This is a genomic window from Streptomyces sp. NPDC056527, assembly GCF_042794475.1.
Classification (GTDB): domain Bacteria; phylum Actinomycetota; class Actinomycetes; order Streptomycetales; family Streptomycetaceae; genus Streptomyces.
Genome location: NZ_JBHTTQ010000061.1, coordinates 1 through 21,580, shown reverse-complemented (window position 1 = coordinate 21,580; position 21,580 = coordinate 1). Strand labels below are relative to the sequence as shown.

Here is a 21,580-nt window from a genome sequence, read left to right as displayed (position 1 = left end):
CCCACCGGCCCCGGCCGCCCCCTTGGCCGTCCCCTCCCTCGCCGACGCCACCGAACTGTCCTGCGACGTCCTCGTCATCGGCGGCGGCACCGCCGGCACCATGGCCGCGCTGACGGCCGCCGGGCTCGGCGCGAACGTGCTGCTCCTGGAGAAGGCGCACGTCCGGCACTCCGGCGCCCTCGCCATGGGGATGGACGGGGTCAACAACGCCGTCGTACCGGGCCGGGCCGAACCCGACGACTACGTCGCCGAGATCACCCGCGCCAACGACGGCATCGTCGACCAGTCGACCGTCCGGCAGACCGCGACCCGCGGCTTCGCGATGGTCCAGCGACTGGAGTCGTACGGGGTGAAGTTCGAGAAGGACGAGCACGGCGAGTACGCGGTCCGCCAGGTGCACCGGTCCGGCTCGTACGTGCTGCCGATGCCGGAGGGCAAGGACGTCAAGAAGGTCCTCTACCGGCAGCTGCGGCGCCGGGAGATGCGGGAGCGGATCCGTATCGAGAACCGGGTCATGCCGGTGCGGGTGCTCACCCACCCCGACGACGGACGGGCCGTCGGCGCGGCCGGATTCAACACCCGGACCGGCGAGTTCGTCATCGTCCGGGCCGGCGCCGTGATCCTCGCCACGGGAGCATGCGGCCGGCTCGGGCTGCCCGCCTCCGGCTATCTGTACGGGACGTACGAGAACCCGACCAACGCCGGTGACGGCTACGCCATGGCGTACCACGCGGGGGCGGCCCTGACCGGAATCGAGTGCTTCCAGGTCAATCCGCTGATCAAGGACTACAACGGCCCCGCCTGCGCGTACGTGGCGAACCCGTTCGGCGGGTACCAGGTGAACCGGCACGGCGAGCGGTTCGTGGAGTCGGACTACTGGTCCGGGCAGATGATGGCCGAGTTCGCGGCCGAACTCGCCTCCGACCGGGGCCCGGTGTACCTGAAGCTCAGCCATCTGCCCGAGGAGACCATCGGCGCCGTCGAGTCGATCCTGCACACGACGGAGCGCCCCACCCGCGGAACCTTCCACGAGGGCCGGGGGCACGACTACCGCACCCACGACATCGAGATGCACATCTCGGAGATCGGTCTGTGCGGCGGACACTCCGCCTCGGGGGTACGGGTGGACGCCCACGCCCGCACCACGGTGCCCCGGCTGTACGCGGCCGGGGACCTGGCCTGCGTACCCCACAACTACATGATCGGGGCCTTCGTCTACGGAGACCTGGCGGGCGAGGACGCGGCCCGGTACCGGGCGTACGAGGGCGAGTTGCCGCAGGATCAGCTGGCCGCCGCCCATGAACTCGCCTACCGGCCGCTGCTCGACCCCGACGGGCCGCCGCAGCCGCAGGTGGAGTACAAGCTGCGACGGTTCGTGAACGACTACGTGGCGCCGCCGAAGACCGGGGCGAAGCTGTCGCTGGCGGTGGAGGCGTTCGACCGGATGTCGACGGAGATAGCGGGCATGGGCGCGCGCACCGCGCACGAGCTGATGCGGTGCGCCGAGGTGTCGTTCATCCGTGACTGCGCGGAGATGGCCGCGCGGGCCTCGCTGGCCCGCACCGAGTCCCGCTGGGGGCTGTACCACGAGCGCCTCGACCACCCGGAGCGGGACGACACGGGCTGGATGCACCACCTCGACCTGCGCAAGTCGGCTTCCGGCGCGATGGAGTTCACGGCCCGACCGGTCGAGCCCTATGTCGTCCCGGTCCCCGAGTTCGCGCCGGAGCAGGGGCCGGAGCGTTGGCTGGGCGAGGTGCGGCTGGTGCCGACGGCGACGGCGGGCCGCCGCGACGCGGCTCCGGCGGCGCGGCGGGCGACAGGAGTCGGGGCCGCGGACCCGGCGTCGGCCACGGCTCCGGCGGAGGAGCCGACTGTCGCGGGCACGGCCGGCGGGCCGAGTCCCGCCCTGCTGAGGCTGCTCGCCCTCGCCGAGGAGTCGCCCGATCTGGAAGCGCTCCGCCCCTACCTCACCGACGACGACCCCGCCGTCCGCTCGGCCGCCGTCGCGGCTCTCGCGGAGACGGTGCCGGCCGGGGCCGGCCCGGCGCTAGCCGAACGGCTGCGGGACACCGCGCCCCAGGTCCGGCATGCCTCCGCGGCCGCCCTGCGCGAACTGGTCGAAGTGCTGCCCGCCGAAGCCGAGTTGGGGACCGGACTGCGCGCGGCGCTCCTCGTGGCCGATCCGGCCGTCCGGTCCGCCGCACTGGAGGTCCTGCGTGCGCTGCGTCTCGCCGACGCCGCGGTGTACTCCGGCGCGCTCGCCGACACCGACATCGACGTCCGTATCCACGCCGTGAGGGCGTTGGTCTCGGTGGACGCCGTCCCGGAGCTGACGCCGGCCGCCGCCGACCCCGCCCGCGAGGTCCGGGTCGCCGTGGCCCGAGGTCTGGCGGCCGTACGCGCCCCGGAGCCCGCGCCGCTGCTGCCCCTGCTCGACGACCCCGATCCCTTGGTGAAGGGGGCCGCCCTCGCCTCGCTGGCGACGACCGGCTGCCCGCCCGAGTACGCCGAGACGGCCACGGCGGCGCTCGCCGAACCCGCCTGGCAGGTCAGGGCGGGTGCCGCGACCGCCCTCCGGTCAGCGCGGACCGCCCAGGCCGTCCCCGCGCTGGCCAAGGCCCTGGCCGACCCGAACGCGGACGTCCGCAAGGCCGCCGTCCTCGCCCTGCTCTCCCACCGGGACGACCCGGAGGCCCGCGTCGCGCTCGCCTCCGTCACCGCCGACCCCGACGCCGACGTCCGCGCCCATGCCGCCCGCGCGCTCTCCTGAGGCAGGCACGGTCTTGTACCGCACGACGACGCGCTAGGCGGTCCGGGTCGCCGACAGGACGCCTATCTTGTCGATGCGGTGCTCGGGGTTGCCCTGGGCATCCCGCCAGAAGTTGCCCGCCGCGTTGTCCTCCGGCGTGGCGCAGGTGGAGAGGGTGATCATGGCGCGGGTGGGCTTCACGCCGGGCTCGCCGGGAACCGCGGCCCGCTGCTCGGCGAGGGAGGCGGCGGAGCGGAAGGAGGTCGTCCGCGTCTCGGTGATCGTGTACTCGTAGACGGTGTTCCCGAAGGCGACGAGGACCTTGTCGCCCACGTCGACCGCGGGCAGGTCGTGCAGGGGGCCGCCGGCGGAGAGCCGGTGGGCGGTCACGAGATAGTTGCCGATCTCGCCCGGGCCGACACCGCCCCGCTCGCCGTACGGACTGGCGGCCACGCCACGGTCCTGTATCCGGGTCCCGGCCGGGTCGTCGGTCGTGCCCTCGTACGGCACGACGGTCAGCTCCCGGACCCCGATCGACGGTATGGCCATCTCGGCGTTCCGGGACTTCTTGCCGGGGTCGGGCTCGGGCGCCTGCGACGAGGGCGTCACGGTCGCCGCGGGCGAGGTGGGTACGGAGACCACCGGTGTCGTGCCGGGGGCGGGTTCGGACGTGACGGACGCACCGGCCGCGCCACCGCCGCCCCCGGCTGACGAGCAGCCGACGAGTGCGGCGAGCACGGCGACGACGGTCGCGGCTATGGCGCGGCGGGTTCCTCGGGGTCTGTCCATGGCCTTCCGAAGGGTCGCTCGACCCGCTCGGCCATCGGCGTCGCGGCATCGACAAAGGTCGTGTCAGCTGCGAAAACGACATGAATCGAGCGTGTATTCCCCTGACCGGCCACGGTCAGGGCCGCCATGGACCCACTCCGGCCGTCACCCGATCGACGTGTCCCCGAGAGCGAGCAGCAGGCGCTTCAGCTTCCCCGCCAGCTCGTCGCACTCCTCCCGGCCGAAGAGCTCCAGCATGCGGGCCTCGTTGAGGAGGTGGTCCTCCATGTAGGCGCGGGTGACCTCGTGGCCACGCTCGGTGAGGCGGATCTTCACCGAGCGGCGGTCCTCGGTGTCCCGGATCCGCTCGACGAGCCCCTTCGCCTCCATGCGGTCGATGCGGTTGGTGATCGCCCCGGAGGTGACCATGGACGCCTTGCGGAAGGCTCCGGCGGTCAGTTCGTACGGCGGACCCGACCGCTGCAGGGTGCTGAGGACGTCGAACTCGCCCAGTTCCAGGTTGCGTTCGGCGGCGAAGGCGCGGAACTCCTTCTCCAGCACCACACCGAGACGCTGGAGCCGGCCGAGCACCTCCACGGGCCAGAGCGCATCGGCCAGGTCGGGGCGCTCCTCGATCCACTGCCCGATGATGCCGTCCACGGCGTCGGCGTCCGGTCCGCCCCGCTCCACATCGCCCATGAAGTGCCCTCCTCGGTGGTTCCTTCTTCGCCACAAGAATATCTCAACGTTGACTAACTTGACGTTGACCGAGCGTCGATGTTTTTATCTCAACGTTGAAATTGTCGACGCTGAACGGATGGAGCCCGTCATGTCCGCCGCCGTATCCGCACCGCGTCTCGCCACCGGGACGCCGCCCGGCCAGGTCCCGGCCCTCTGGCTGGCGCTCCTCGCCGCGCCCATCGCCACGGGAGCCAACGCGCCCGTCCTCATCCTTCCCGACATCGGCAACGCGCTGGCGGTCTCCACCACGCAGGCGACATGGATGGTCACCGCGTTCGCCTGGGCCATGACGGTCGGAACACCCCTGGCCGCGGCCCTCGTCCGGCACCGGGGCCTGCGGGTGGCCCTCGCCGCCGGCGCCGTCACCGCCCTGGCCGGCACCGTCGTCGTCGCCGCCGCGCCCTGGTTCCCGCTGGCACTGCTCGGCCGGGCCGCGCAGGCCGCGGGCGGTGCCGCACTGGTGGCCGTGGCGATGAACCTCGCCGGTTCCACCCGGCGCATGGGGGCGATCACCGCCGGATTCGGGATCCTCGGCGCCGTGGGACCGCTCCTCGGCTCCGTCCTCGCGGACGCGGCAGGCTGGCGGACCTCGCTCGCCCTCTCCGCCCTCGCCCTCCTGGCGGCACCGGCGATCTGGCGCCACACCGCGAGCTCCTCACCCGCGCGCCCGCCGCACGCCGTGCCGTTCGACGCCGTCGGGGCCGGGCTGGTCGTGGCGGTCGTGTCCGGACTCGTCCTGATCCCCACCGCTCCCCTCGCGGGCGGCCTCACCGCCGCCGCCGCGCTCGTCCCGCTCGGGCTCCACATACGGCGCCGTCCTGACGGGTTCGTGCCCGCCGCCGTGCTGCGCTCGCGTACGTTCCTCGGCTCGGCCCTGCTCGCCTTCGCGTTCTCCACCTCCTACTTCATCCTCCTGTTCGCCCTCCCCCGGCTCGCGCAGCGGCGAACGGGCTGGAGCGTCGAAGCCGTCGGCACGGGCCAGTTGCTCGCGCTCCTCACCGGCTCCGCCGTCTCCTGGCTGCTCGCCTCCGCGGCGGTGCGCCTCGGCCACCGCAAGGTGCTGGCCCTCCTCGTCACCGTCGGCGCGGCCGCACCCCTCATCGCCGCCTTCGCCTCCTGGGGACCGGCACTGCTGGTGGCCGCCGCGGGCGCCGTGTTCGTCGCCACCGGCAGCAACGCCGTCCTGTCGGTACGCGCCTCCCAGCCCGCCCCGGCGGCCCAGCGACCGGCCGCCATCGGCCTGTTCGTCCTCTTCTACCAACTCGGCGGTGCGATCGGCCCGGCCCTCGCCGCACTCCTCGTCGCGGCCTGACCGCCGCGTCACGCGGACCCCCGCGCACGAAGGCCCCGGCTCGGTGAGCCGGGGCCCTTCTCATGACCTCGCCGGGGCCTTCCTCATGGCCTCAGGCCCCGATGACCTGGAGAGAGGCCCACAGAGCGGCGGTCGCGGCGACCAGGGCGGCCGGTGTGCTCAGAAGACCGAGGCGGGTGAACTCGCCCAAGGACGCCCGGTCGTCGTGCTCCTGGAGGGTGCGCCGCCACAGCAGGGTGGCGAGCGAGCCGACGTAGGTGAGGTTGGGGCCGATGTTCACACCGATCAGCACCGCCAGAACCGGGCCCGGTCCGACGGGCGCGACGAGCGGGAGCAGGGCGAGCGTCGCGGGCAGGTTGTTGATCAGGTTCGCGAGGAGCGCGGCGACCGCCGCGATCGCGAGCAGCGGCAGGAGTCCGTCGCCGTCCGGCAGGGCGTGGGCGAGCGCGTCGCCGAGGCCGTGGTCGACGACCGCCCGGACCACGATGCCCAGGGCCAGCACGAAGAGGCAGAACCCGGGTGCCGCGGACGCGCCGAGCCTGCGCGGGGTCGTCGTGCGCCGGCGCAGGGCCCGTACGCCGAGGACCAGCGTTCCGGCGAGGGCGGCCCAGGCCGGGCTCGCCCCGGCGAAGGAGGTCACGGCGAACCCGGCGAGGGTCAGGCCGAGGACCCACAGGGTGAACCGGGGCACCGGGGCCGCCCGCTCGGCCTCGACCGGGGGGTCCACGGTCTTGGCCAGCTCGGTGCGGAAGAAGTGGCGGAAGGCCGCGTACTCGACGGCGATCGCGGCCAGCCACGGCAGCGCCATCAGCGCGGCGAACCGGGTGAAGGAGAGCCCGCTCGCGGTGAACGCCAGCAGGTTGGTGAGGTTGGAGACCGGCAGGAGCAGGGAGGCCGAGTTCGCCAGGTGGGCCGTCGCGTGGACGTGCGGTCGCGCTCCGGTACCGAGCCGGGCGGCGGTGGCGAAGACCACCGGCGTCAGCAGCACCACCGTCGCGTCGAGACTCAGGCCGGCCGTGATCACCGCCGCCACCGCGAACACGCCGCGCAGCAGGGATCGCGGACTGCGCCCGCACCGCCGGGCCACCGCGTCACCGGCCGCCCGGAACAGCCCGTCGTCGGCGCAGAGCTGCGCGAGCACCAGGATGACGGCGAGGAAGCCCACCACGGGCAGCAGGTCCCGCATCTGCTCCCACGCGACCTGGGGCGAGACCAGACCGCACCCCACGACCAGGGCGGCGGCGGGGACCGCGGCAACGGCCTCCGGCAGCGCCCGAGGCCGTACGACGGCGAAGGCCAGCACTCCGAGCAGCAGGGCGAGGGACAGCGACTCGGCCACGACGGTACTCAGCGCGCACTCCCGGCAACGGAAACCAACCCGGCCGGACAGCGGCCACGAACGCGCACCAGGATCTCAGACGGTGGGGGCCCACTCCGCCCGGCGGCTTCTGCGCGGCGGCTCCGGCCCAGGGGTAGACCGGAGCCGCCACAGATGCACCCGCGCTCTGCGCGGCGCGCTGCCGTCGAAACACCAGGTCGTCTGAGGAGGAGGGGGCGACGCCGAGGTGTTCTGTTCGGGCCCGTGAGGACACCCGTAGTAAACATATATACCGTCGAGTACGCAAGGGAATGAAAAAATTCATACGACCCGATGGCGGAAAGTCGCCCATTCAACTTGAGCGGGGCTCAGTCGTCCAGGAAGAAATGGTGCTGGTCAGCCGCCTGCTCATACTTCTCGAGACGGGTCTGGGTGCGCTCCGGGTCCGCGTCCGCCATGGCTTGAAGGATGGCTGCGGACACCACCCCGGGAGCCGCGTACGAGTCGAAAACGAGACGAGACCCGGTGCCGGCGGTGAACACCACGTCGGCCTCGTCGACGAGCGGCCCGAGCGCCAGGTCGGTGATCAAGGCGACGCGCAGCCCGACGCCCCGAGCCGCCCGGACGACGGCGAGCGTCTCGTTGGCGTGCCGGGGCATCGCGAAGGCCATCACCCACGTCCCGCCCGCCTCGCGCGCCTGGAGCAGTCCGTCGTAGGCGACCGTGCCGCCCCGTGTCACCACCCGTACGTCGGGGTGGATGCGCCGCGCCGCGTAGGCGAAGTACTCGGCGAGGGAGACCGAGATCCTGAGGCCGAGGACCGTCAGCGGGACGGATCGGGCCAGCTCACGGCCGATCTCGAGGATCTGGTCCGGGTCCGCGAGCACCCGCCGCAGAGCGGTCAGGTTCTCGATCTCGGCGTCGACCGCCGACTGGAGTTCGTTGCTGAGGCTCGCCTGCCCCTCGCCCGGCGCGCCGGCGACGGCGCTGAGCGCGATGGGCTGGAGGGCCTCCCGCAGCGCGGGATACCCGCTGAACCCCAGCGACGAGGCGAAGCGGGTCACGGACGGCTGGCTGACGCCCACCCGCTCCGCGAGCTCGGTGATCGAAAGGAACGCTGCCTCGGTGAGGTGGTCGATCAGGAACTGGGCGATGCGGCGCTGCGCGGGAGAGAGCCGGTGGCTGCCGAACAGCGACCGCACCCGCTCGGCGGGCGAGGCAGCCTCGGCCGCCGCCTCCGACGAGCGCCTGCCCGGTGTGATCGCGGCTGCCTGTGCGCGCGCCTGCTGCCCAGATGGCACGGGATGCCTCCCTCTCGTCTCTCTGCAGCCCAAGATAGTTCACACCGGCTGCCGTTCATCGGGCCGCGACACCAGCCGCCGGCGCCCCGCCCGGCGGCGGGGGCCCTCGGTCCGACCGCTTCCGTACGTATGATCACGACGGCGGACGGACGACGACGGAGGCTCGACGGCATGGCGAACCAGCGCGTGTACCTCGTGACCGGTGGCGGGACGGGCATCGGGGCCGCGACCGCCCGGCTGCTGCGCTCCGCGGGTCACCATGTGGTGATCTCCGGGCGCCGGCCCGAACCCCTGCACCTGGTCGCTGAGGAGACCGGGGCCCTGGCCGTCCCCTCCGACATCGGCGACCCGGACGCGGTACAGGCACTCGTCGACACGGCCTTCGCCGCGCACGGCCGCCTCGACGGAGTCGTCCTCAACGCCGGCATCGGGCGCGGCGGGGGCGTGGGCGAGGTGACGCTCGAGGACTGGGACGCGGTCATGCGGACCAACCTCACCGGCCCGTTCCATCTGCTGCGCGCCGCCCTCCCGCATCTGCTCGACGCCCAGGGCGCCGTGGTCGCGGTGGCCTCGGTGTCCGCGCTGCGCAACGGCGTGGGCAATGCCGCCTACGCCACGTCCAAGGCGGCGCTGCTCCAGCTCTGCCGCTCGCTCGCGGTCGACTACGGGGCCGCGGGGCTGCGCGCCAACACCGTGTGCCCGAGCTGGGTGCGCACCGACATGGCGGACCGCCGGATGAACCGGTTCGCCGAGGAGGCGGGGCTGGAGGACGGCGGCATCGAGGCGGCGTACGAGGAGGTCACCCGCGTACTGCCTGTCGGGCGTCCGGGCGAGCCGCGCGAGGTCGCCGAGGCCGTCGCCTGGCTCCTGTCGCCCGCGTCCTCGTTCGTCAACGGAGCGGTGCTCACCGTCGACGGCGGCGTGACCGCCCTCGACCCCGGCACGCTCGCCTTCGACTTCCGCATCGAACCGCGGACGCCGCCCGCCTGACGTCTCGCCAGGTGAGCGGATCCGCTCCTCCCCCGCCGGCTGACGTCGCGTCATGGGGTGTGCGAGGACCGGTCGATCCGTTCCAGGTCCTGGAGCAACGCCTCGAGCCAGGACTCCACCGCGTAGAAGCCGCCCGGTGCCTCGGCAGGTGCGGTCTCCGACGCGTCGGCCGCCCTGGACGGCAGGTCGGGCACCGCGGGCGGTGGGGCGTCCCCGGTCGGGTCCAGAAGGGCGGACAGCAGCAGCATCCGGCCTGCCACCCGATCCCCCAGCCGGGTCACGACGGCCGCCACCGCGGGCTCCAGCGGCGCCACGTCGACGGGCCCCGGCGCCTTCTCCGCCGGGACGGGCGGCGGAGCCGCCAGCAGTCGCTCCGCACCCCACAGCGCGTGGTGCCCGGTCAGGAGTACCGCCTGGTTGTCGACCGTCCGCCGCCCCTTTCCCGGCGGCCCACCGGATCCTGGCGCCCCCGTCGCCGGGCCCCGCGGTTCGCTCTGGAACTGCGCGTAGGCCGTCTCGGCCAGGACGAGCGCGTGCCGGAGCGAGCCGCTCACGGGTGGTGGCGCGTCCGGATCCCGTACCCCTCCGGCCGCGATGGTGGAGGCGGTGGCGACCACGGTCTCGGCGGCGGTGCGCAGCAGCACCGTGTTCGAGCGCCGCACCTCGGTCTGCGCGCCGCGCGGCCAGGCCAGCAGGCCGAAGACGGCGCCGATCGCACTCCCGATCAGCACGTCGAGGATCCGGACCTCGGCCAGCCGCCAGGTGGTCGCCGTCAGCTGGGCGAACACCAGGGAGACCACCAGCGCGAAGAACGCCTGCGCCCAGCCGACGCCCTTCACCGGCCCCACCGTGAAGGTGATCAGCAGCAGGGGGAGCAGCATGGCCGCGTACACCGTGGTGTCCGCCCCGATGAGGGCGAGCAGCCCCGCCGTGCACAGGGCTCCGATCAGGGTCCCGGCGACCGCCTGGCGGATGCTGCCCCAGGTCGCTCCCAGGGTCGTGCGGGTCAGTGTCAGGGTCGCGAGGAGCGCCCAGAAGCCGTGCGGCAGCGTGTCCAGGCCGGCGATGGCCCGGGCGGCCCCCAGGGCGAGACTGATCCGCACCGCGTTCTGGAAGAAGACCGACCGGCTCCCGGCGTTTCCCACCAGCCGTCGCCACCACAGCTGCGGCGCCCGCATCCTCGCGTACCAGAACCGGCCGACGGCCGGTTCGGCCCCGTCGACGAGCCGCCCCCGTACCGCCAGTCCGGCGGCCGTGGACAGTGCCAGCGCGGCGTCGGCCACTTCGAGCAGGGACGCGCGGCGGCGCAGCGTCGCGGGGTCCGCCGACCGGGTCGGTACGGCGGCCAGCAGCGCCCGCTCCCGGGCGGGTCCCGGGTCCTCGCCTGCTCCTGGGGCGCCGCGCAGCAGGGCGGCGCTGTCCGCCGCGGAGCGCCCGACGGCCCGCAGCAGGTCCAGGCCCGCGTCCTCCGGAGCGCTGTCGGCCGGTACGGCGGGGAGCCGTGTCAGTCGGTGGAGAAGCGTCCGTGCCGAGAGCCCGGTGTGGGTCAGGCCCCGGGAGCGGACCCCCGCTCCGGCCGGCCGCTCCGCCTCCGGGACCTGCGAGGGCCGCAGCGCCTCGTCCGCCACGCCGGCGGCCTCCACGGTCGCCGGAGGCAGCGCGAACGGCGCGCGGGCCAGTTCCCCGGCGCAGCGCTCGGCGGTGACCGCGGCGCGGGCGGCCAGTTCCCGGTACGGCACGGTCGGCGGCTCGGGGAAGACGAAGGTCTCGGCGAGGATCAGCAGCAGGATCCCGACGGTGGTCCCCGCCATCCGCTCGTCGATGGTCTCGGGGGCGTACGGCGGGAAGGAGGGCAGGATGTACAGCAGCTGGAGCCCCGGCGCCGCGCCCGCCGGGCGTGGCCCGCCGACGGCGACGAAGGCCAGCGCGAAGCCGATGACCAGCATCCCGGCCACCGCGCTCCAGTTCCGCACTGCCAGGAAGGTGCCCACCGCGACCAGCGCCCAGGCGGCCGGGAGCAGCTTCACCAGGACGACGGCCCGCTGCCGCCCGGTCCCCGGGATGTGCGAGAGGCCGGCCAGCGACACGGCGGCGAAAAGCGCGTACGTGGCCGCGACAGGTTGGTCGAACCCGTACAGGAACAGGTAGAATCCGGCCCCCGCGGCCAGCGTGACGCGCAGCGAGCGGCGGGCCGCGCCCACGTAGGCGTCGGGCAGCCGGAGCAGCCCCCTGGACCGGCCCGCCCCTCTGGCGCCCGGGCCACCGTCGGCACCGTTGGCACCCATGCCACCAGGATCGGACACCTGCCGCGCCCCGGCACCCCGCGGCGCGGTGCGCGAGGTGACGGGGGCGGTGACGGCCCGGGTCTATCGACGGCTGCGGATGAGCAGATGGAGGAAGTACGGCGTACCGATCACGGCCGTCATGAGTCCGGCACCGAGCTGGGCCGGTGCGATCACGGTCCGGCCCACCAGGTCCGCGGTGCAGACGAGGATCGCGCCGAGGAGGACCGCGACCGGAACCACGCGCGCGTGCTGCCGTCCCACGAGGGCACGGGCCGCATGCGGCGCCACGAGCCCCACGAAGCCGATGGTGCCCGCGGCGGCCACGGCGGTGGCGCTGAGCAGGACGCTGAGGACGAGGAAGCCGAGGCGTCCCCGTCCCAGGCTCAGCCCGAGCAGCCTCGGAGTGTCCTCGTCGAGCGACACGAGGTCGAGTTCGGTGCGCCGCATGGCCGCGACGGCCACGCCCACGACGAGGACGGCCATGAGGGGCAGCACGTCGGTCAGGGACCGCCCGTAGGTGGAGCCCGAGAGCCAGGTGAGGGCCTTCGTCGCGTTGAACGGGTCGGTGAGGATGATGAGAAGGCTGATCAGGGCCGAGGCCCCGATGGCGACGCCGAAGCCGACGAGGACGAGGCGGTTCTGCTGGAATCCGCCCCGGGCAGCCAGTCCGAAGACGACGACGGAGCTGATCGCGGCGCCCGCGAAGGCCGCCGCGGACAGGCCCCACCCTCCGGCCAGGGGCACGGTCGTCACCAGGAGGACGGCGCCGAGCGCGGCGCCGCCGGAGATGCCCAGGACGGCCGGTTCGGCGAGGGGGTTACGGGTCACGGCCTGGACGAGCGTGCCGGCCAGGGCGAGCGCGGCGCCCGCGAAGAGGGCGGCGAGGACGCGTGGAACGCGGGTGTCGAGGACGAAGGTGACGGTCCGTCCGGCCCGCCCCTGCGCCCAGTTCAGCACGTCGCCCAGGAGCAGCTTGCTGTCCCCGAGGAGCACGGAGGCGATGGTCACGCCGACCAGGACGACCACGAGGACGGAGGTGGTGGTGAGGAAGACGGTCCTGCTTTTGATGCGCAGCCGCTCGGACGCGGCGGCTTCGGCCGTGTCCCGGGCCCGCGTGGCCATGACGATCAGGAAGACGGCGCCGACGAGGCTGGTGACGACACCGGTCGGCACGCCGACCGCCACGTCCGCCGCGACGACGGCGCGGAGCAGCACGTCGGAGCCGAGCACCAGGGCCACACCGGTGAGCCCGGCGGCCGGCAGGCTCAGCCGCGTACGGGTGAACCCGCGGAACCTGCGGGCGAAGGGACGGACGATGGCGGGGGCGCACAGGCCGACGAAGCCGACGGGGCCGGCGAGGGTGACGGCGGCCGCGGAGAGCAGGGCGGCGAGCACGACGGCGGTGACGCGGGTGGCGCGGACCGGGACGCCGAGGCCGCGCGCGGCGTCGTCACCGAGCGCCAGGGCGTCGATCCGGCGGGCCATCAGCAGCAGCCCGACGACGCCGACGAAGGCGACCGGTGCCATCTGCAGGACGCCGTCGAAGCCGTTCTGGGCGATGCTGCCCTGGTTCCACTGGTAGAGCCCCTCCGTCTGACGGGGGAACAGCAGGAGCAGGCCTTCGGTGACGGCGGTGAGGCCCAGGGTGAGGGCGCTGCCCGCGAGGACCAGCCGGACGGTGCCGGTGCCCAGGCCGGAGAGGCCGAGGACCACGGCCGCGGCGGCGAGGCCGCCGACGAACGCGATGCCGGAGGAGGCGAAGAGCGGCAGCGAGAGGCCTGTGACGGCGGTGAGGCCGAGGGCGAAGTAGGAGCCGGCGTTGACGGCGAGGGTGTCGGGCGAGGCGAGGACGTTGCGGCTGACGGCCTGGAGGGCGGCGCCCGCGATTCCGAGTGCGGCACCGACGAGCAGGCCCGCGGCCATCCTCGGCAGTCGGGAGGCGATGACGACGGAGGCGTCGGCCGGTTCGGCCCGGCCCGTGAGCGCCTTCCATATCTCGGAGGCGCCCACGGCGGCCGTGCCCTGGGTGATGTCCACGACCGCGAGGGCCGCGACGAGGAGGATCAGGGCGGCCGTCACCGCGGCCGCGCCCGTCCGGGACGTGGCCGCCGACGGACGGGTGGCGGGGGTTGTTGCGGTGACGGCCATGGTGTTACTTCGTCAGCGCGGCGACGACGGCGTCGATGTACTTGTTCATCGACTCGGGGCCGCCGAACATCCAGATGCCGTCGGGCAGGCGGTGGACGTCGCCCTTCTTGACGAACGGCAGCGACGTCCAGACCTTGTCCTTGGCGAGGACACCCGCGAACGGCGTGCTGGCCTTGTCGCCCTCGCTGCCGATGTACGCGAACTGCACGTCGCCCAGCTTGGTGAGGCCCTCGACGTCGGTGGCGGCGAGGCCGTAGCTCTCGTCGCCCTTGACGGTCCAGGCGTTCTTCAGACCGAGCTTCTCGTTGACGCCGCCGATGAGCGAGCCGCTGGTGTAGGGCCGGATCGAGACCTGGTTGGAGACGACGTACCCGTCGGCGAAGGCGTACTTCGTCCCGGCGAGACCGGCGTCGGCGAGGGCCTTGGCGCCCTCGGCGAGCTTCGCCTCGAACTGCTTCTTGAGCTTGTCGGCCTGCTGCGTGGTGCCGGTGGCCTTGGCGATGAGGTCGAGGTTCTCGGTCATCTGGCCGATCGGGTCTGCCGCGTCCGCGGGGCGGAGCGTGAGGACCGGCGCGACCTTGCGAAGCTGCTTAACGGCGGCCTCGGGCAGGTCGGTGGTCGCCACGATGAGGTCGGGCTTCAGCGACGCGACGGTGTCCATGCTCGGCTCGCCGCGCGTGCCGATGTCCTTGGGCTCGTTCTTCAGCGGGACGGCGGTGTCCCAGGTCTTGTAGCCCTTGACGTCGGCGACGCCGACGGGGTCGACACCGAGCGAGACGAGGCTCTCGACGGCGTTCCACTCGGTCCCGATGACCTTGGCGGCGGGGCCGTCGAGCTCGACCTTCGTGCCCGTGGCGTCGGTGAGGGTGATGGGCTCGGCGGTCTTCTTCGCGTCGTCGGCGGCGGGCTCGGTGGTACCGCAGGCGGACAGGGTGATGGCCGCGACGGTGGCGGCCGCGGTGAGGAGGAGGCGTCTCATGAGGTGGTGCTGAGCCTTTCGCTTCGCGAGTGGTGTCGGCCGATCGCACGAGTGCGCAGCCGACCGGTGAGGGGATCGGTGTCGACCTCGATGCGGATGCCGTACGTGTCGGTCAACCGCTCCGGTGTCAGTACGTCGGCGGGGTCGCCGTCGGCGACGACCCGCCCCTTGTCGAGCAGAACGATTCGGTCGGCCACGGCCGAGGCCTGGTCGAGGTCGTGCAGGACGGCGCCGACGGCGATGCCGTGGTCGTCCGCCAGATCGCGCATGAGGTCGAGGAGTTCGACCTGGTAGCGCAGGTCGAGGTAGGTCGTGGGCTCGTCGAGCAGGAGCACGCCCGTCTGTTGGGCGAGGCAGCCGGCCAGCCAGACGCGCTGGAGCTGTCCGCCGGAGAGGTGCTCGGCACCGCGTTCGGCGAGTTCCTCGACACCGGTCATGGCGAGTGCGCGGTCCACGGCTGCCCGGCCGTCCGGGTCGGCCTTGCCCCAGCGTCCCCGGTAGGGGTACCGCCCGAACTCGACGACGTCGCGCACGGTCAGCCCGCTGGGTGTGGGGCGTCCCTGCGTGAGGAGTGCGACCCGTCGCGAGAACTCACGCGGGCTCAGCGCGAGGCCGTCGGTGTCGCCGTCGATGACGAGGGTGGCGGTCCTGGGCCGCTGGAGTCGCGCGATCGTACGCAGAAGCGTCGACTTGCCACTGCCGTTCGGCCCGACCAGGACCGTCACTTCACCCGGCCGCAGCGTCATGGAGGCGTCGTGTACGACATCGACGCCTTCGTAGGCCACGGTGACTCCCGTGGCCGAAAGTTCATGGCCGTGGGGACGTGAGGTCGCGACGGTCTCTTCACCTGCTTGCACGGAGGAGAGGTTAGCCTATCCTTACCCGCGATCGATAGACCCCCTGAGAACGACGACAAGGGGCAATCCGGCCAAGGTTGAAACTCGGCCAGGGCCCGGAGCAGACGTACGTACGGGGACGGCGGGGCGCCGGAACGGCGGCCGGCCCGTCGCGCGCGTGGACGGCGACCCGCATCGCCACGAGGTGCCGCAGCACGGCGCGTTCCGCGTCGACGGGCGCGGCGGCGTACGTGTGAAAGCCGCGCGGCCGCCCTGCGGACGCACGCACGGACCGGATCGACCGGAGGCAGAACGCCGCCTCCGGTCCGGCCTCACTCCCGCCCCCGCCCGGCCTCGCTCCCGCCCTCGCCGTCGCCCTCGCCGGACAAGCCGTGCGGCTCTCCGTCACCGAACGAGCAGGTGTTCCGCCGGTGGAGCCGCCGTGCGGCGAAGCCTCAGCCGTCGGCCGTGGGCCCCGCGGCCGCCGTCGAGGCGACCGCGTCGACGACGGCGCGTGCCCGGCTCTCCGGCACTCCGGCCGCGACAAGGGTGGAGACGGCCGCGCGGGTTCCGTCGTCCTCCAGCTCCCCGGAGGTGACCTCCTCCAGCAGAGCGACCGTCATCGCCTCGAGTCCGGCGCTCAGTACTGCGGGCGGCAGCAGCGTATGGAACACGCCGTCCCGCTGCCCTCGTTCCAGGATGGCGGTCGCCTCGTTGCGCGCCGGTGCCAGGACCTCGGCCACGCGGTCCGACCCGAGGTCCCTCCGGGCCAGCGACAGGAGGAATCGGTAACGGTCCCCCAGGGACCACATCGAGAGCACGAAATGCGCGAGCGCCTGCTCGGCGGGCTCCTCGGGCCGCACGGCGGTCTCCAGAGCGGCGTTCAGCGCCTCGGAGGCTTCGTCGGCGAGCGCCTCCAGGAGGGCCGTACGTCCCGGGAAGTGGCCGTACAAGGTGCGGCGCACGACGCCGGAGGCTCGCGCGAGCTCCTCCAGGGTGAGATCCGGGTTCCGTCCCAGCTCCTGACGGGCCGTGGCCAGGATGCGTGCCCGGTTGGACCGCGCATTGCTGCGCTGGGGAACGCGGGCCACGGGCTTGGTCACGGCAACCTCGGTGCGTCAGTGCGGTGAACGACGGGGAACGGCGGCGAAGCCGACGAACGGCGCGTCCATTCTGACACGCAGGACATCCACCCGGTCCGAGCTCCGGGGCCTCGCGCATGGGCGCCACATGAGCGTTACTCCGCGTCCCACGCCGGGAATCCGGCGGACTCGGAGAGCTCGGCCCACACCGTCTTGCCCTGTCGGGCGTGGCGTGTCCCCCAGCGCTCGGCGAGTTGGGCGACCAGGAACAGTCCGCGACCGCCCTCGTCGGAGACGCCGGCCCGGCGCAGGTGCGGGGTGGTGCTGCTGGTGTCGGAGACCTCGCACATGACCGCGCGGTCGTGGATGAGGCGCAGCCGGATAGGGGGGCGGCCGTAGCGGATGGCGTTCGTGACGAGTTCGCTGACCACCAGTTCGGCGGTGAAGGCGAGGTCTTCCAGTCCCCAACTGCTCAGTTGCTGCGTGACGTTCGACCGGGCCTTGGAGACGGCGCTGGGGGCGGCTTCCACGTCCCAGTCGGCGACCTGGCGGGCACCGAGGGTGCGGGTGCGCGCCAGGAGCAGTGCGACGTCGTCGTCCGGGCGGGGTGGCAGCAGGGCTTCGAGCACGCTGTCGCAGGTGTGCTCCAGGGTGGGAGCGGGCTGCGCGAGCGCGTGACGGAGGAGGGCGAGGCCCGCCTCGGCGTCACGGTCGGGGGCTTCGATCAGGCCGTCGGTGTAGAGGGCGAGGAGGCTGCCCTCGGGCACGTCGAACTCGGCGGCCTCGAAGGGCAGGCCCCCCAGGCCCAGCGGAGGGCCCGGCGGCAGGTCGAGGATGTCCACGGTGCCGTCCGGGGTCACCAGGGCGGGCGGCGGGTGCCCCGCGCGGGCCAGGGAGCACTGACGGGTGACGGGGTCGTAGACGGCGTAGAGGCAGGTCGCTCCGATACCGCCGGCGGATTCGCTGTCGGCGGCATCGTCAGAGCCTTCGTCGGCGCCTGTGCGGGTGCCGGTGCCGGTATCGCTGCCGGTACCGGTGCCGGTATCGCTGCCGGTACCGGTGCCGGTATCGCTGCCGGTACCGGTGCCGGTGCCCCCGTCGGCACCTCGGCCGGTGCCTTGGTCGAAGTCGGACTCCGCACCGAGATCGGCGTCCACGACGTCCGCGTCGGGCGCGGCTTCGGTCGACAGTCGCAGGACGACGTCGTCGAGGTGGGTGAGGAGTTCGTCCGGCGGCAGGTCGACGTCGGCGAGGGTGCGTACGGCGGTTCGCAGCCGCCCCATGGTGGCCGCGGCGTGGATGCCATGGCCGACGACGTCGCCCACCACGAGGGCGACCCGCGCTCCGGACAGCGGGATGACGTCGTACCAGTCGCCGCCCACGCCCGCCTGGGCGCCGGCCGGCAGATAGCGGAAGGCCACCTCCACGGCCGACTGCTCCGCGGTGTCGTGCGGGAGCAGGCTGCGCTGCAGGGTGAGGGCGGCGGCCCGCGCATGCGTGTACCGCCGTGCGTTGTCGACGGCCACCGCCGCCCTGGCGGCGATCTCCTGGGCGAGGAGCAGGTCCTCGTCGTCGTAGAAGCCGCTGTCGCGGTGGCGGACGAACTGCGCGACGCCCAGCGTGGAGTCCCGGGCCCGCAACGGCACCACGAGCGTCGAGCGGCTTCCGTCGTCGGCACCGCGGCCGGGATCAGAGGGCTCCGGCGAACCGTTCTCGTGGTCGTGACGCGAGGGCTGACCCGTGATCAGGGCGCGGGCCGACGGCGTACCGTCCGCGCAGATGAAGACGTGCCGGGGCCGGATCGCCATGTCCGGGTCGCCCGCGACCACCGAGCGCTCGGCGACCCGGCGGAGCGCGAGAGACGGCTCCACCGGGGTGTCGAGTCCGCGGAGCACGGAGTCGAGCAGGTCGACGGTGACGACGTCGGCGAAGTGCGCGATGGCGAAGTCCGCCAGTTCCTGGGTGGTGCGGGCGATGTCCAACGTGGTGCCGATGCGCATACTCGCCTCGTTCACCATCGACAGCCGCCATTGCAGTCGCCGGTCCCGCTCCTCCTGAAAGGCGGCCACGCCGTACTCCGACGCGCGGTCGACGTACGCGGTCACCGTGGCGACCAGCTTGCGCGACGCCGCGCTGAGCAGCTCGGCGTCGCCGGTCAATCGGGGCAGCTCCCCCATCATCCTGTCGAGGAGGACCCCCTGCCCCAGCCGGAAGGCCCGCAGCAGCACGCTGACGGGCGTGCCGTGCCGGGCGAGCCGGCGGGCGCGTTCCAGGTCGGAGGAGGGTGTGTCGACGCGGTTCGGCTCGATGCCGTGCTCGATGCCGACCAGGGCCGCGAGTACGTGATCGGCGACGGTCTCCGCCGCATCGGCGGCCAGGTTCGCCTCCGCCCACACCTCGGGAACGTCACGCCGCAGGGCCCGCTCCACGTCTTGGATCAGCTGATCCGATCGCAGGCTGAGCTGCTGAGCGGCGCGGGACAGGAGACTGTCCGCAGTGAACTCCACAAGGACGACGTTACGCCGCACCGGCCCACGGGCGCCGACGTACTCCACCGGGGGTGGCGTCGTGTCACCACCGGAACGCGCGGCGTCGCCCCGCACTCGGCGGACGACGGCGGCGTCGATCGGGAGCAGCCGCTAGTCGGCTTCCGTCAGGGCAGCGCGGGCGGCGGACAGGATCTCCTCGGAGAGGGGGGAGCCCTTGGTGGCGCGGGACAGGACGAGTGCGCCGACCATGGTGCACAGGCGCGTGAGGCCGTCCTCGTCCTCGGTGGAGAGCGAGTCCGCGAAGTCGGCCACCCCCTCGCTGTACACCCGGCCCGCCTCCTGGGCGCTCAGCCCGCGCGCCATGTCGGTGGCGAGCGCGGCGGCGGGGCAGCCGTCCGCCAGGTCGTCGCGGTGCTCGACGGAGAGGTACGCCTCGATCAGCGCCCGCCGGGCGCTCCCGCGCTGCCCGGCGTGCCGCTCCAGTCCCGTCGTACGGCGCCGGGTGAGTTCGGCGAACGCATGGGCGGTGGCCTCGTCGATCAGCGCCTCCTTGGAGGCGAACTGCTTGTAGAAGCCGCCGTGGGTCAGACCCGCCTCCTTCATGAGGTCGGCGACGCTGACGTGCGTCCCCTGCTCCCGGAAGAGGCGCGAGGCGGTTTCGACGACCCGCCTGCGGTTCTCCTGTGCTTGCGCCTGCGATACGCGGCCCATCGGGCACCTCCACATTTGGATGTCGCTTGGCATCTATTCTAGTGTACGGTTTAGATTACCTTCGTAATCTATTTGGCTGCCACCCTCGAGAGGGCAGCCCCGTAACGCTGGGAGCGGACATGGAACTGACGAACGCGGTCGCGGTGGTCACCGGGGCGAACCGGGGTCTGGGGCGTCATCTGGCCGAGCATCTGGTACGGCGCGGGGCGAAGGTCTACGCGGCGGCGCGGCGGCCCGAGACCGTGGATCTGGCGGGCGTCGTCCCGCTGCGCCTGGACGTGACCGACGAGGAGTCGATCCGGGCGGCGGCCCTCATCGCGTCGGACGCGACGCTGCTGGTCAACAACGCCGGGATCTCCACCGGCGCCAAGCTGCTCACGGGCGAGCTCGAGGCGGTGCGGCAGGAGATGGAGACGAACTTCTTCGGGCCGCTCGCCGTGACACGGACCTTCGCTCCGGTCATCGAGGACAACGGCGGCGGCGCCGTTCTGAACGTCCTGTCCGTCCTGTCCTGGTTCCATCCGGCCGGCCTCGGCTCGTACGCGGCGGCCAAGGCGGCCGCATGGGCGCAGACGAACGCGGCCCGCGAGGAGCTCGCGCCCCGAGGCATCGCCGTCTCGGCGCTGCACGTCGCGTACATGGACACCGACATGGCGGCCCGCGTTCCCGCCGAGCAGAAGGTCGACCCCGCCGAGGTCGCGGCCCAGGCCCTGGACGGCATCGAGAAGGGCCTTCCGGAGATCCTCGCCGACGAGGTCACCCGGCAGGTCAAGCAGGGACTGTCCGCGGCGCCGACCCCGGCGTGACGCCCGACCGTGGCGGCCGGTCCGCCACCGCGAGGCAGCCGGGAGCCATCGCGAGGGGAGGGCGTCGGCGACGGGCTGCCGTGCCCTCGTGCCACGACCGCCGCTTCACGTCCGCATCCGCCCGTCCGCTCCCTGACCGGGGCCGCCGGTGGCCCGTCCGTCAGCGTCACGTCAACGCTCCGCGCCGCCGCGCAGAGGGTCCGTAAAGGCACTGGGCCGGACCGCCCGCTCCCCCCTAGCGTCCCCTTCATGGAACTCCCTTTCGTGCCACCGGAGTACCCCTCGGCCGGCTCCGTCCACGACACGGGATGGCCCTCGGAAGCACGCGCCGCCGCCGGTTTCGCCATGGTGCTGCTCGCCGTGTCCCTCACCGTCGAGGCGGGGAACGGCACGCTGAGCCTGCTGCGGGCCCTGCCGTGGTCCGGTCTTGCCGCCCTGATGTTCGCGATACTCCTCCCGCCGCGGGTCGAGGCGTCGCCGGGGCGGCTCACCGTCCGCGGCCTGACGGCCCGGAGAACCGTCCACACCGACCGACTTGCCTCCGTGCGCTGGTCCGACGGCGTCGCGCAGAGACTGATCATGTACGACACCACGGGCGCGCGGGCCGAGGTCGACCCGCGCGTCTTCGTCGCCAACCCGCCCCTGTGGCACCTGCTGAAGGAGGACGCCCGGGTCTCGCTGGCCCGAGGCACCCTGCGCCACGGCGGCGCGGAACTGGAGCGGTTGGCCCGATGCGTCGACCGGGAGACGGCCCAAACGGTCTTCCGGATCTCCGGGCTTGAGTAGCCGCGAGCCCGCACGGGCGGGTGCGAATCGGCGGCTTCAGGACGGCTGCGGAACGGACCGTTCCAGGGCCGGAGGCACGGCGCCGCGGGGAGCGGGACGCGGCGGGTTCCTGACGCGAATCCCCTACCGGAACGGACCGGCCACCGCAGTGGGGTCCGGCGGCCGTCAGTGGCGTGTACGGACTCGGCCGATCGCCGTCAAGGTGCCGTCAAAGCGCCGCCGTGGACGCGGGGCGGCGGGGATAGCTTCGATGACGCGCCCCGGCCCGCCCTCGGC

Annotated in this window: 16 protein-coding genes; 5 read left to right on the top strand and 11 right to left on the bottom strand. The window is 73.2% G+C overall.

What is annotated here, in order from left to right; genetic code table 11:
- Positions 1–22 precede the first annotated feature (22 nt).
- Positions 23–2,773 (top strand): fumarate reductase/succinate dehydrogenase flavoprotein subunit, encoded by a 2,751-nt coding sequence (locus ACFQ7Q_RS25205; RefSeq protein ID WP_383558984.1) that lies wholly within the window; start codon positions 23–25, stop codon positions 2,771–2,773.
- A gap of 33 nt (positions 2,774–2,806) precedes the next feature.
- Here ACFQ7Q_RS25205 and ACFQ7Q_RS25200 read toward each other — a convergent pair whose 3' ends face one another.
- Both ACFQ7Q_RS25200 and ACFQ7Q_RS25195 read right to left on the bottom strand, forming a co-directional pair.
- Positions 2,807–3,541: a sortase domain-bontaining protein gene (locus ACFQ7Q_RS25200; RefSeq protein ID WP_383558958.1), complete on the bottom strand. Its 735-nt coding sequence runs from the start codon at positions 3,539–3,541 to the stop codon at positions 2,807–2,809.
- 144 nt (positions 3,542–3,685) lie between these two features.
- Positions 3,686–4,219 carry a MarR family winged helix-turn-helix transcriptional regulator gene (locus tag ACFQ7Q_RS25195; RefSeq protein ID WP_383558957.1) on the bottom strand — a complete coding sequence of 178 codons (534 nt, stop codon included), beginning with the start codon at positions 4,217–4,219 and terminating at the stop codon, positions 3,686–3,688.
- 130 nt (positions 4,220–4,349) lie between these two features.
- Between ACFQ7Q_RS25195 and ACFQ7Q_RS25190 the strand changes: the two genes are divergently transcribed.
- Positions 4,350–5,573, top strand: a complete 1,224-nt coding sequence (locus ACFQ7Q_RS25190) for an MFS transporter (protein WP_383558955.1) — start codon at positions 4,350–4,352, stop codon at positions 5,571–5,573.
- A gap of 91 nt (positions 5,574–5,664) precedes the next feature.
- Here the strand turns inward: ACFQ7Q_RS25190 and ACFQ7Q_RS25185 are convergent, their stop codons facing one another.
- Both ACFQ7Q_RS25185 and ACFQ7Q_RS25180 read right to left on the bottom strand, forming a co-directional pair.
- Positions 5,665–6,912 (bottom strand): SLC13 family permease, encoded by a 1,248-nt coding sequence (locus ACFQ7Q_RS25185; RefSeq protein ID WP_383558953.1) that lies wholly within the window; start codon positions 6,910–6,912, stop codon positions 5,665–5,667.
- 347 nt (positions 6,913–7,259) lie between these two features.
- Complete coding sequence (locus tag ACFQ7Q_RS25180) at positions 7,260–8,192, bottom strand: MurR/RpiR family transcriptional regulator (RefSeq protein WP_383558952.1); 933 nt, start codon at positions 8,190–8,192, stop codon at positions 7,260–7,262.
- 171 nt (positions 8,193–8,363) lie between these two features.
- Here ACFQ7Q_RS25180 and ACFQ7Q_RS25175 point away from each other — a divergent pair, with 171 nt between their 5' ends.
- Positions 8,364–9,182: an SDR family NAD(P)-dependent oxidoreductase gene (locus ACFQ7Q_RS25175; protein WP_383558951.1), complete on the top strand. Its 819-nt coding sequence runs from the start codon at positions 8,364–8,366 to the stop codon at positions 9,180–9,182.
- Positions 9,183–9,232: 50 nt separating this feature from the next.
- Here the strand turns inward: ACFQ7Q_RS25175 and ACFQ7Q_RS25170 are convergent, their stop codons facing one another.
- From ACFQ7Q_RS25170 to ACFQ7Q_RS25140, 7 genes are all read right to left on the bottom strand, one after another.
- On the bottom strand, positions 9,233–11,467 hold the full coding sequence (locus ACFQ7Q_RS25170) for an FUSC family protein (RefSeq protein WP_383558949.1): 2,235 nt from the start codon (positions 11,465–11,467) through the stop codon (positions 9,233–9,235).
- 81 nt (positions 11,468–11,548) lie between these two features.
- The gene (locus ACFQ7Q_RS25165; RefSeq protein ID WP_383558948.1) at positions 11,549–13,615 is read right to left on the bottom strand and encodes an iron ABC transporter permease; all 2,067 of its coding nucleotides are present in this window, start codon (positions 13,613–13,615) and stop codon (positions 11,549–11,551) included.
- Positions 13,616–13,619: 4 nt separating this feature from the next.
- Positions 13,620–14,594, bottom strand: coding sequence for an ABC transporter substrate-binding protein (locus ACFQ7Q_RS25160; RefSeq protein ID WP_383558946.1), 975 nt, complete (start codon positions 14,592–14,594; stop codon positions 13,620–13,622).
- Positions 14,591–15,451, bottom strand: a complete 861-nt coding sequence (locus tag ACFQ7Q_RS25155; RefSeq protein WP_383558945.1) for an ABC transporter ATP-binding protein — start codon at positions 15,449–15,451, stop codon at positions 14,591–14,593. Before ACFQ7Q_RS25155 ends, ACFQ7Q_RS25160 begins: the two co-directional genes overlap by 4 nt.
- A 434-nt stretch (positions 15,452–15,885) precedes the next feature.
- Positions 15,886–16,533 carry a TetR/AcrR family transcriptional regulator gene (locus ACFQ7Q_RS25150; protein WP_383558943.1) on the bottom strand — a complete coding sequence of 216 codons (648 nt, stop codon included), beginning with the start codon at positions 16,531–16,533 and terminating at the stop codon, positions 15,886–15,888.
- A gap of 134 nt (positions 16,534–16,667) precedes the next feature.
- Positions 16,668–19,019, bottom strand: coding sequence for a SpoIIE family protein phosphatase (locus ACFQ7Q_RS25145; protein ID WP_383558941.1), 2,352 nt, complete (start codon positions 19,017–19,019; stop codon positions 16,668–16,670).
- Positions 19,020–19,151: 132 nt separating this feature from the next.
- Positions 19,152–19,712 carry a TetR/AcrR family transcriptional regulator gene (locus ACFQ7Q_RS25140; protein WP_383558939.1) on the bottom strand — a complete coding sequence of 187 codons (561 nt, stop codon included), beginning with the start codon at positions 19,710–19,712 and terminating at the stop codon, positions 19,152–19,154.
- A gap of 119 nt (positions 19,713–19,831) precedes the next feature.
- On the opposite strand from ACFQ7Q_RS25140, the gene ACFQ7Q_RS25135 reads away from it, so the two are divergent.
- Together ACFQ7Q_RS25135 and ACFQ7Q_RS25130 are read left to right on the top strand one after the other, a co-directional pair.
- Complete coding sequence (locus ACFQ7Q_RS25135) at positions 19,832–20,518, top strand: SDR family oxidoreductase (protein ID WP_383558937.1); 687 nt, start codon at positions 19,832–19,834, stop codon at positions 20,516–20,518.
- Between the two features lie 249 nt (positions 20,519–20,767).
- The gene (locus ACFQ7Q_RS25130) at positions 20,768–21,304 is read left to right on the top strand and encodes a hypothetical protein (protein WP_383558935.1); all 537 of its coding nucleotides are present in this window, start codon (positions 20,768–20,770) and stop codon (positions 21,302–21,304) included.
- Positions 21,305–21,580 lie beyond the last annotated feature (276 nt).

What these genes read in the sequence shown, in the direction of transcription:
- ACFQ7Q_RS25190 (WP_383558955.1), top strand. Translation starts at nt 4,350, where the DNA reads ATGTCCGCCGCCGTATCCGCACCGCGTCTCGCCACCGGGACGCCGCCC.
- ACFQ7Q_RS25160 (WP_383558946.1), bottom strand. Translation starts at nt 14,594, where the DNA reads ATGAGACGCCTCCTCCTCACCGCGGCCGCCACCGTCGCGGCCATCACC.
- ACFQ7Q_RS25170 (WP_383558949.1), bottom strand. Translation starts at nt 11,467, where the DNA reads ATGGGTGCCAACGGTGCCGACGGTGGCCCGGGCGCCAGAGGGGCGGGC.
- ACFQ7Q_RS25135 (WP_383558937.1), top strand. Translation starts at nt 19,832, where the DNA reads ATGGAACTGACGAACGCGGTCGCGGTGGTCACCGGGGCGAACCGGGGT.
- ACFQ7Q_RS25130 (WP_383558935.1), top strand. Translation starts at nt 20,768, where the DNA reads ATGGAACTCCCTTTCGTGCCACCGGAGTACCCCTCGGCCGGCTCCGTC.
- ACFQ7Q_RS25200 (WP_383558958.1), bottom strand. Translation starts at nt 3,541, where the DNA reads ATGGACAGACCCCGAGGAACCCGCCGCGCCATAGCCGCGACCGTCGTC.
- ACFQ7Q_RS25195 (WP_383558957.1), bottom strand. Translation starts at nt 4,219, where the DNA reads ATGGGCGATGTGGAGCGGGGCGGACCGGACGCCGACGCCGTGGACGGC.
- ACFQ7Q_RS25165 (WP_383558948.1), bottom strand. Translation starts at nt 13,615, where the DNA reads ATGGCCGTCACCGCAACAACCCCCGCCACCCGTCCGTCGGCGGCCACG.
- ACFQ7Q_RS25175 (WP_383558951.1), top strand. Translation starts at nt 8,364, where the DNA reads ATGGCGAACCAGCGCGTGTACCTCGTGACCGGTGGCGGGACGGGCATC.
- ACFQ7Q_RS25140 (WP_383558939.1), bottom strand. Translation starts at nt 19,712, where the DNA reads ATGGGCCGCGTATCGCAGGCGCAAGCACAGGAGAACCGCAGGCGGGTC.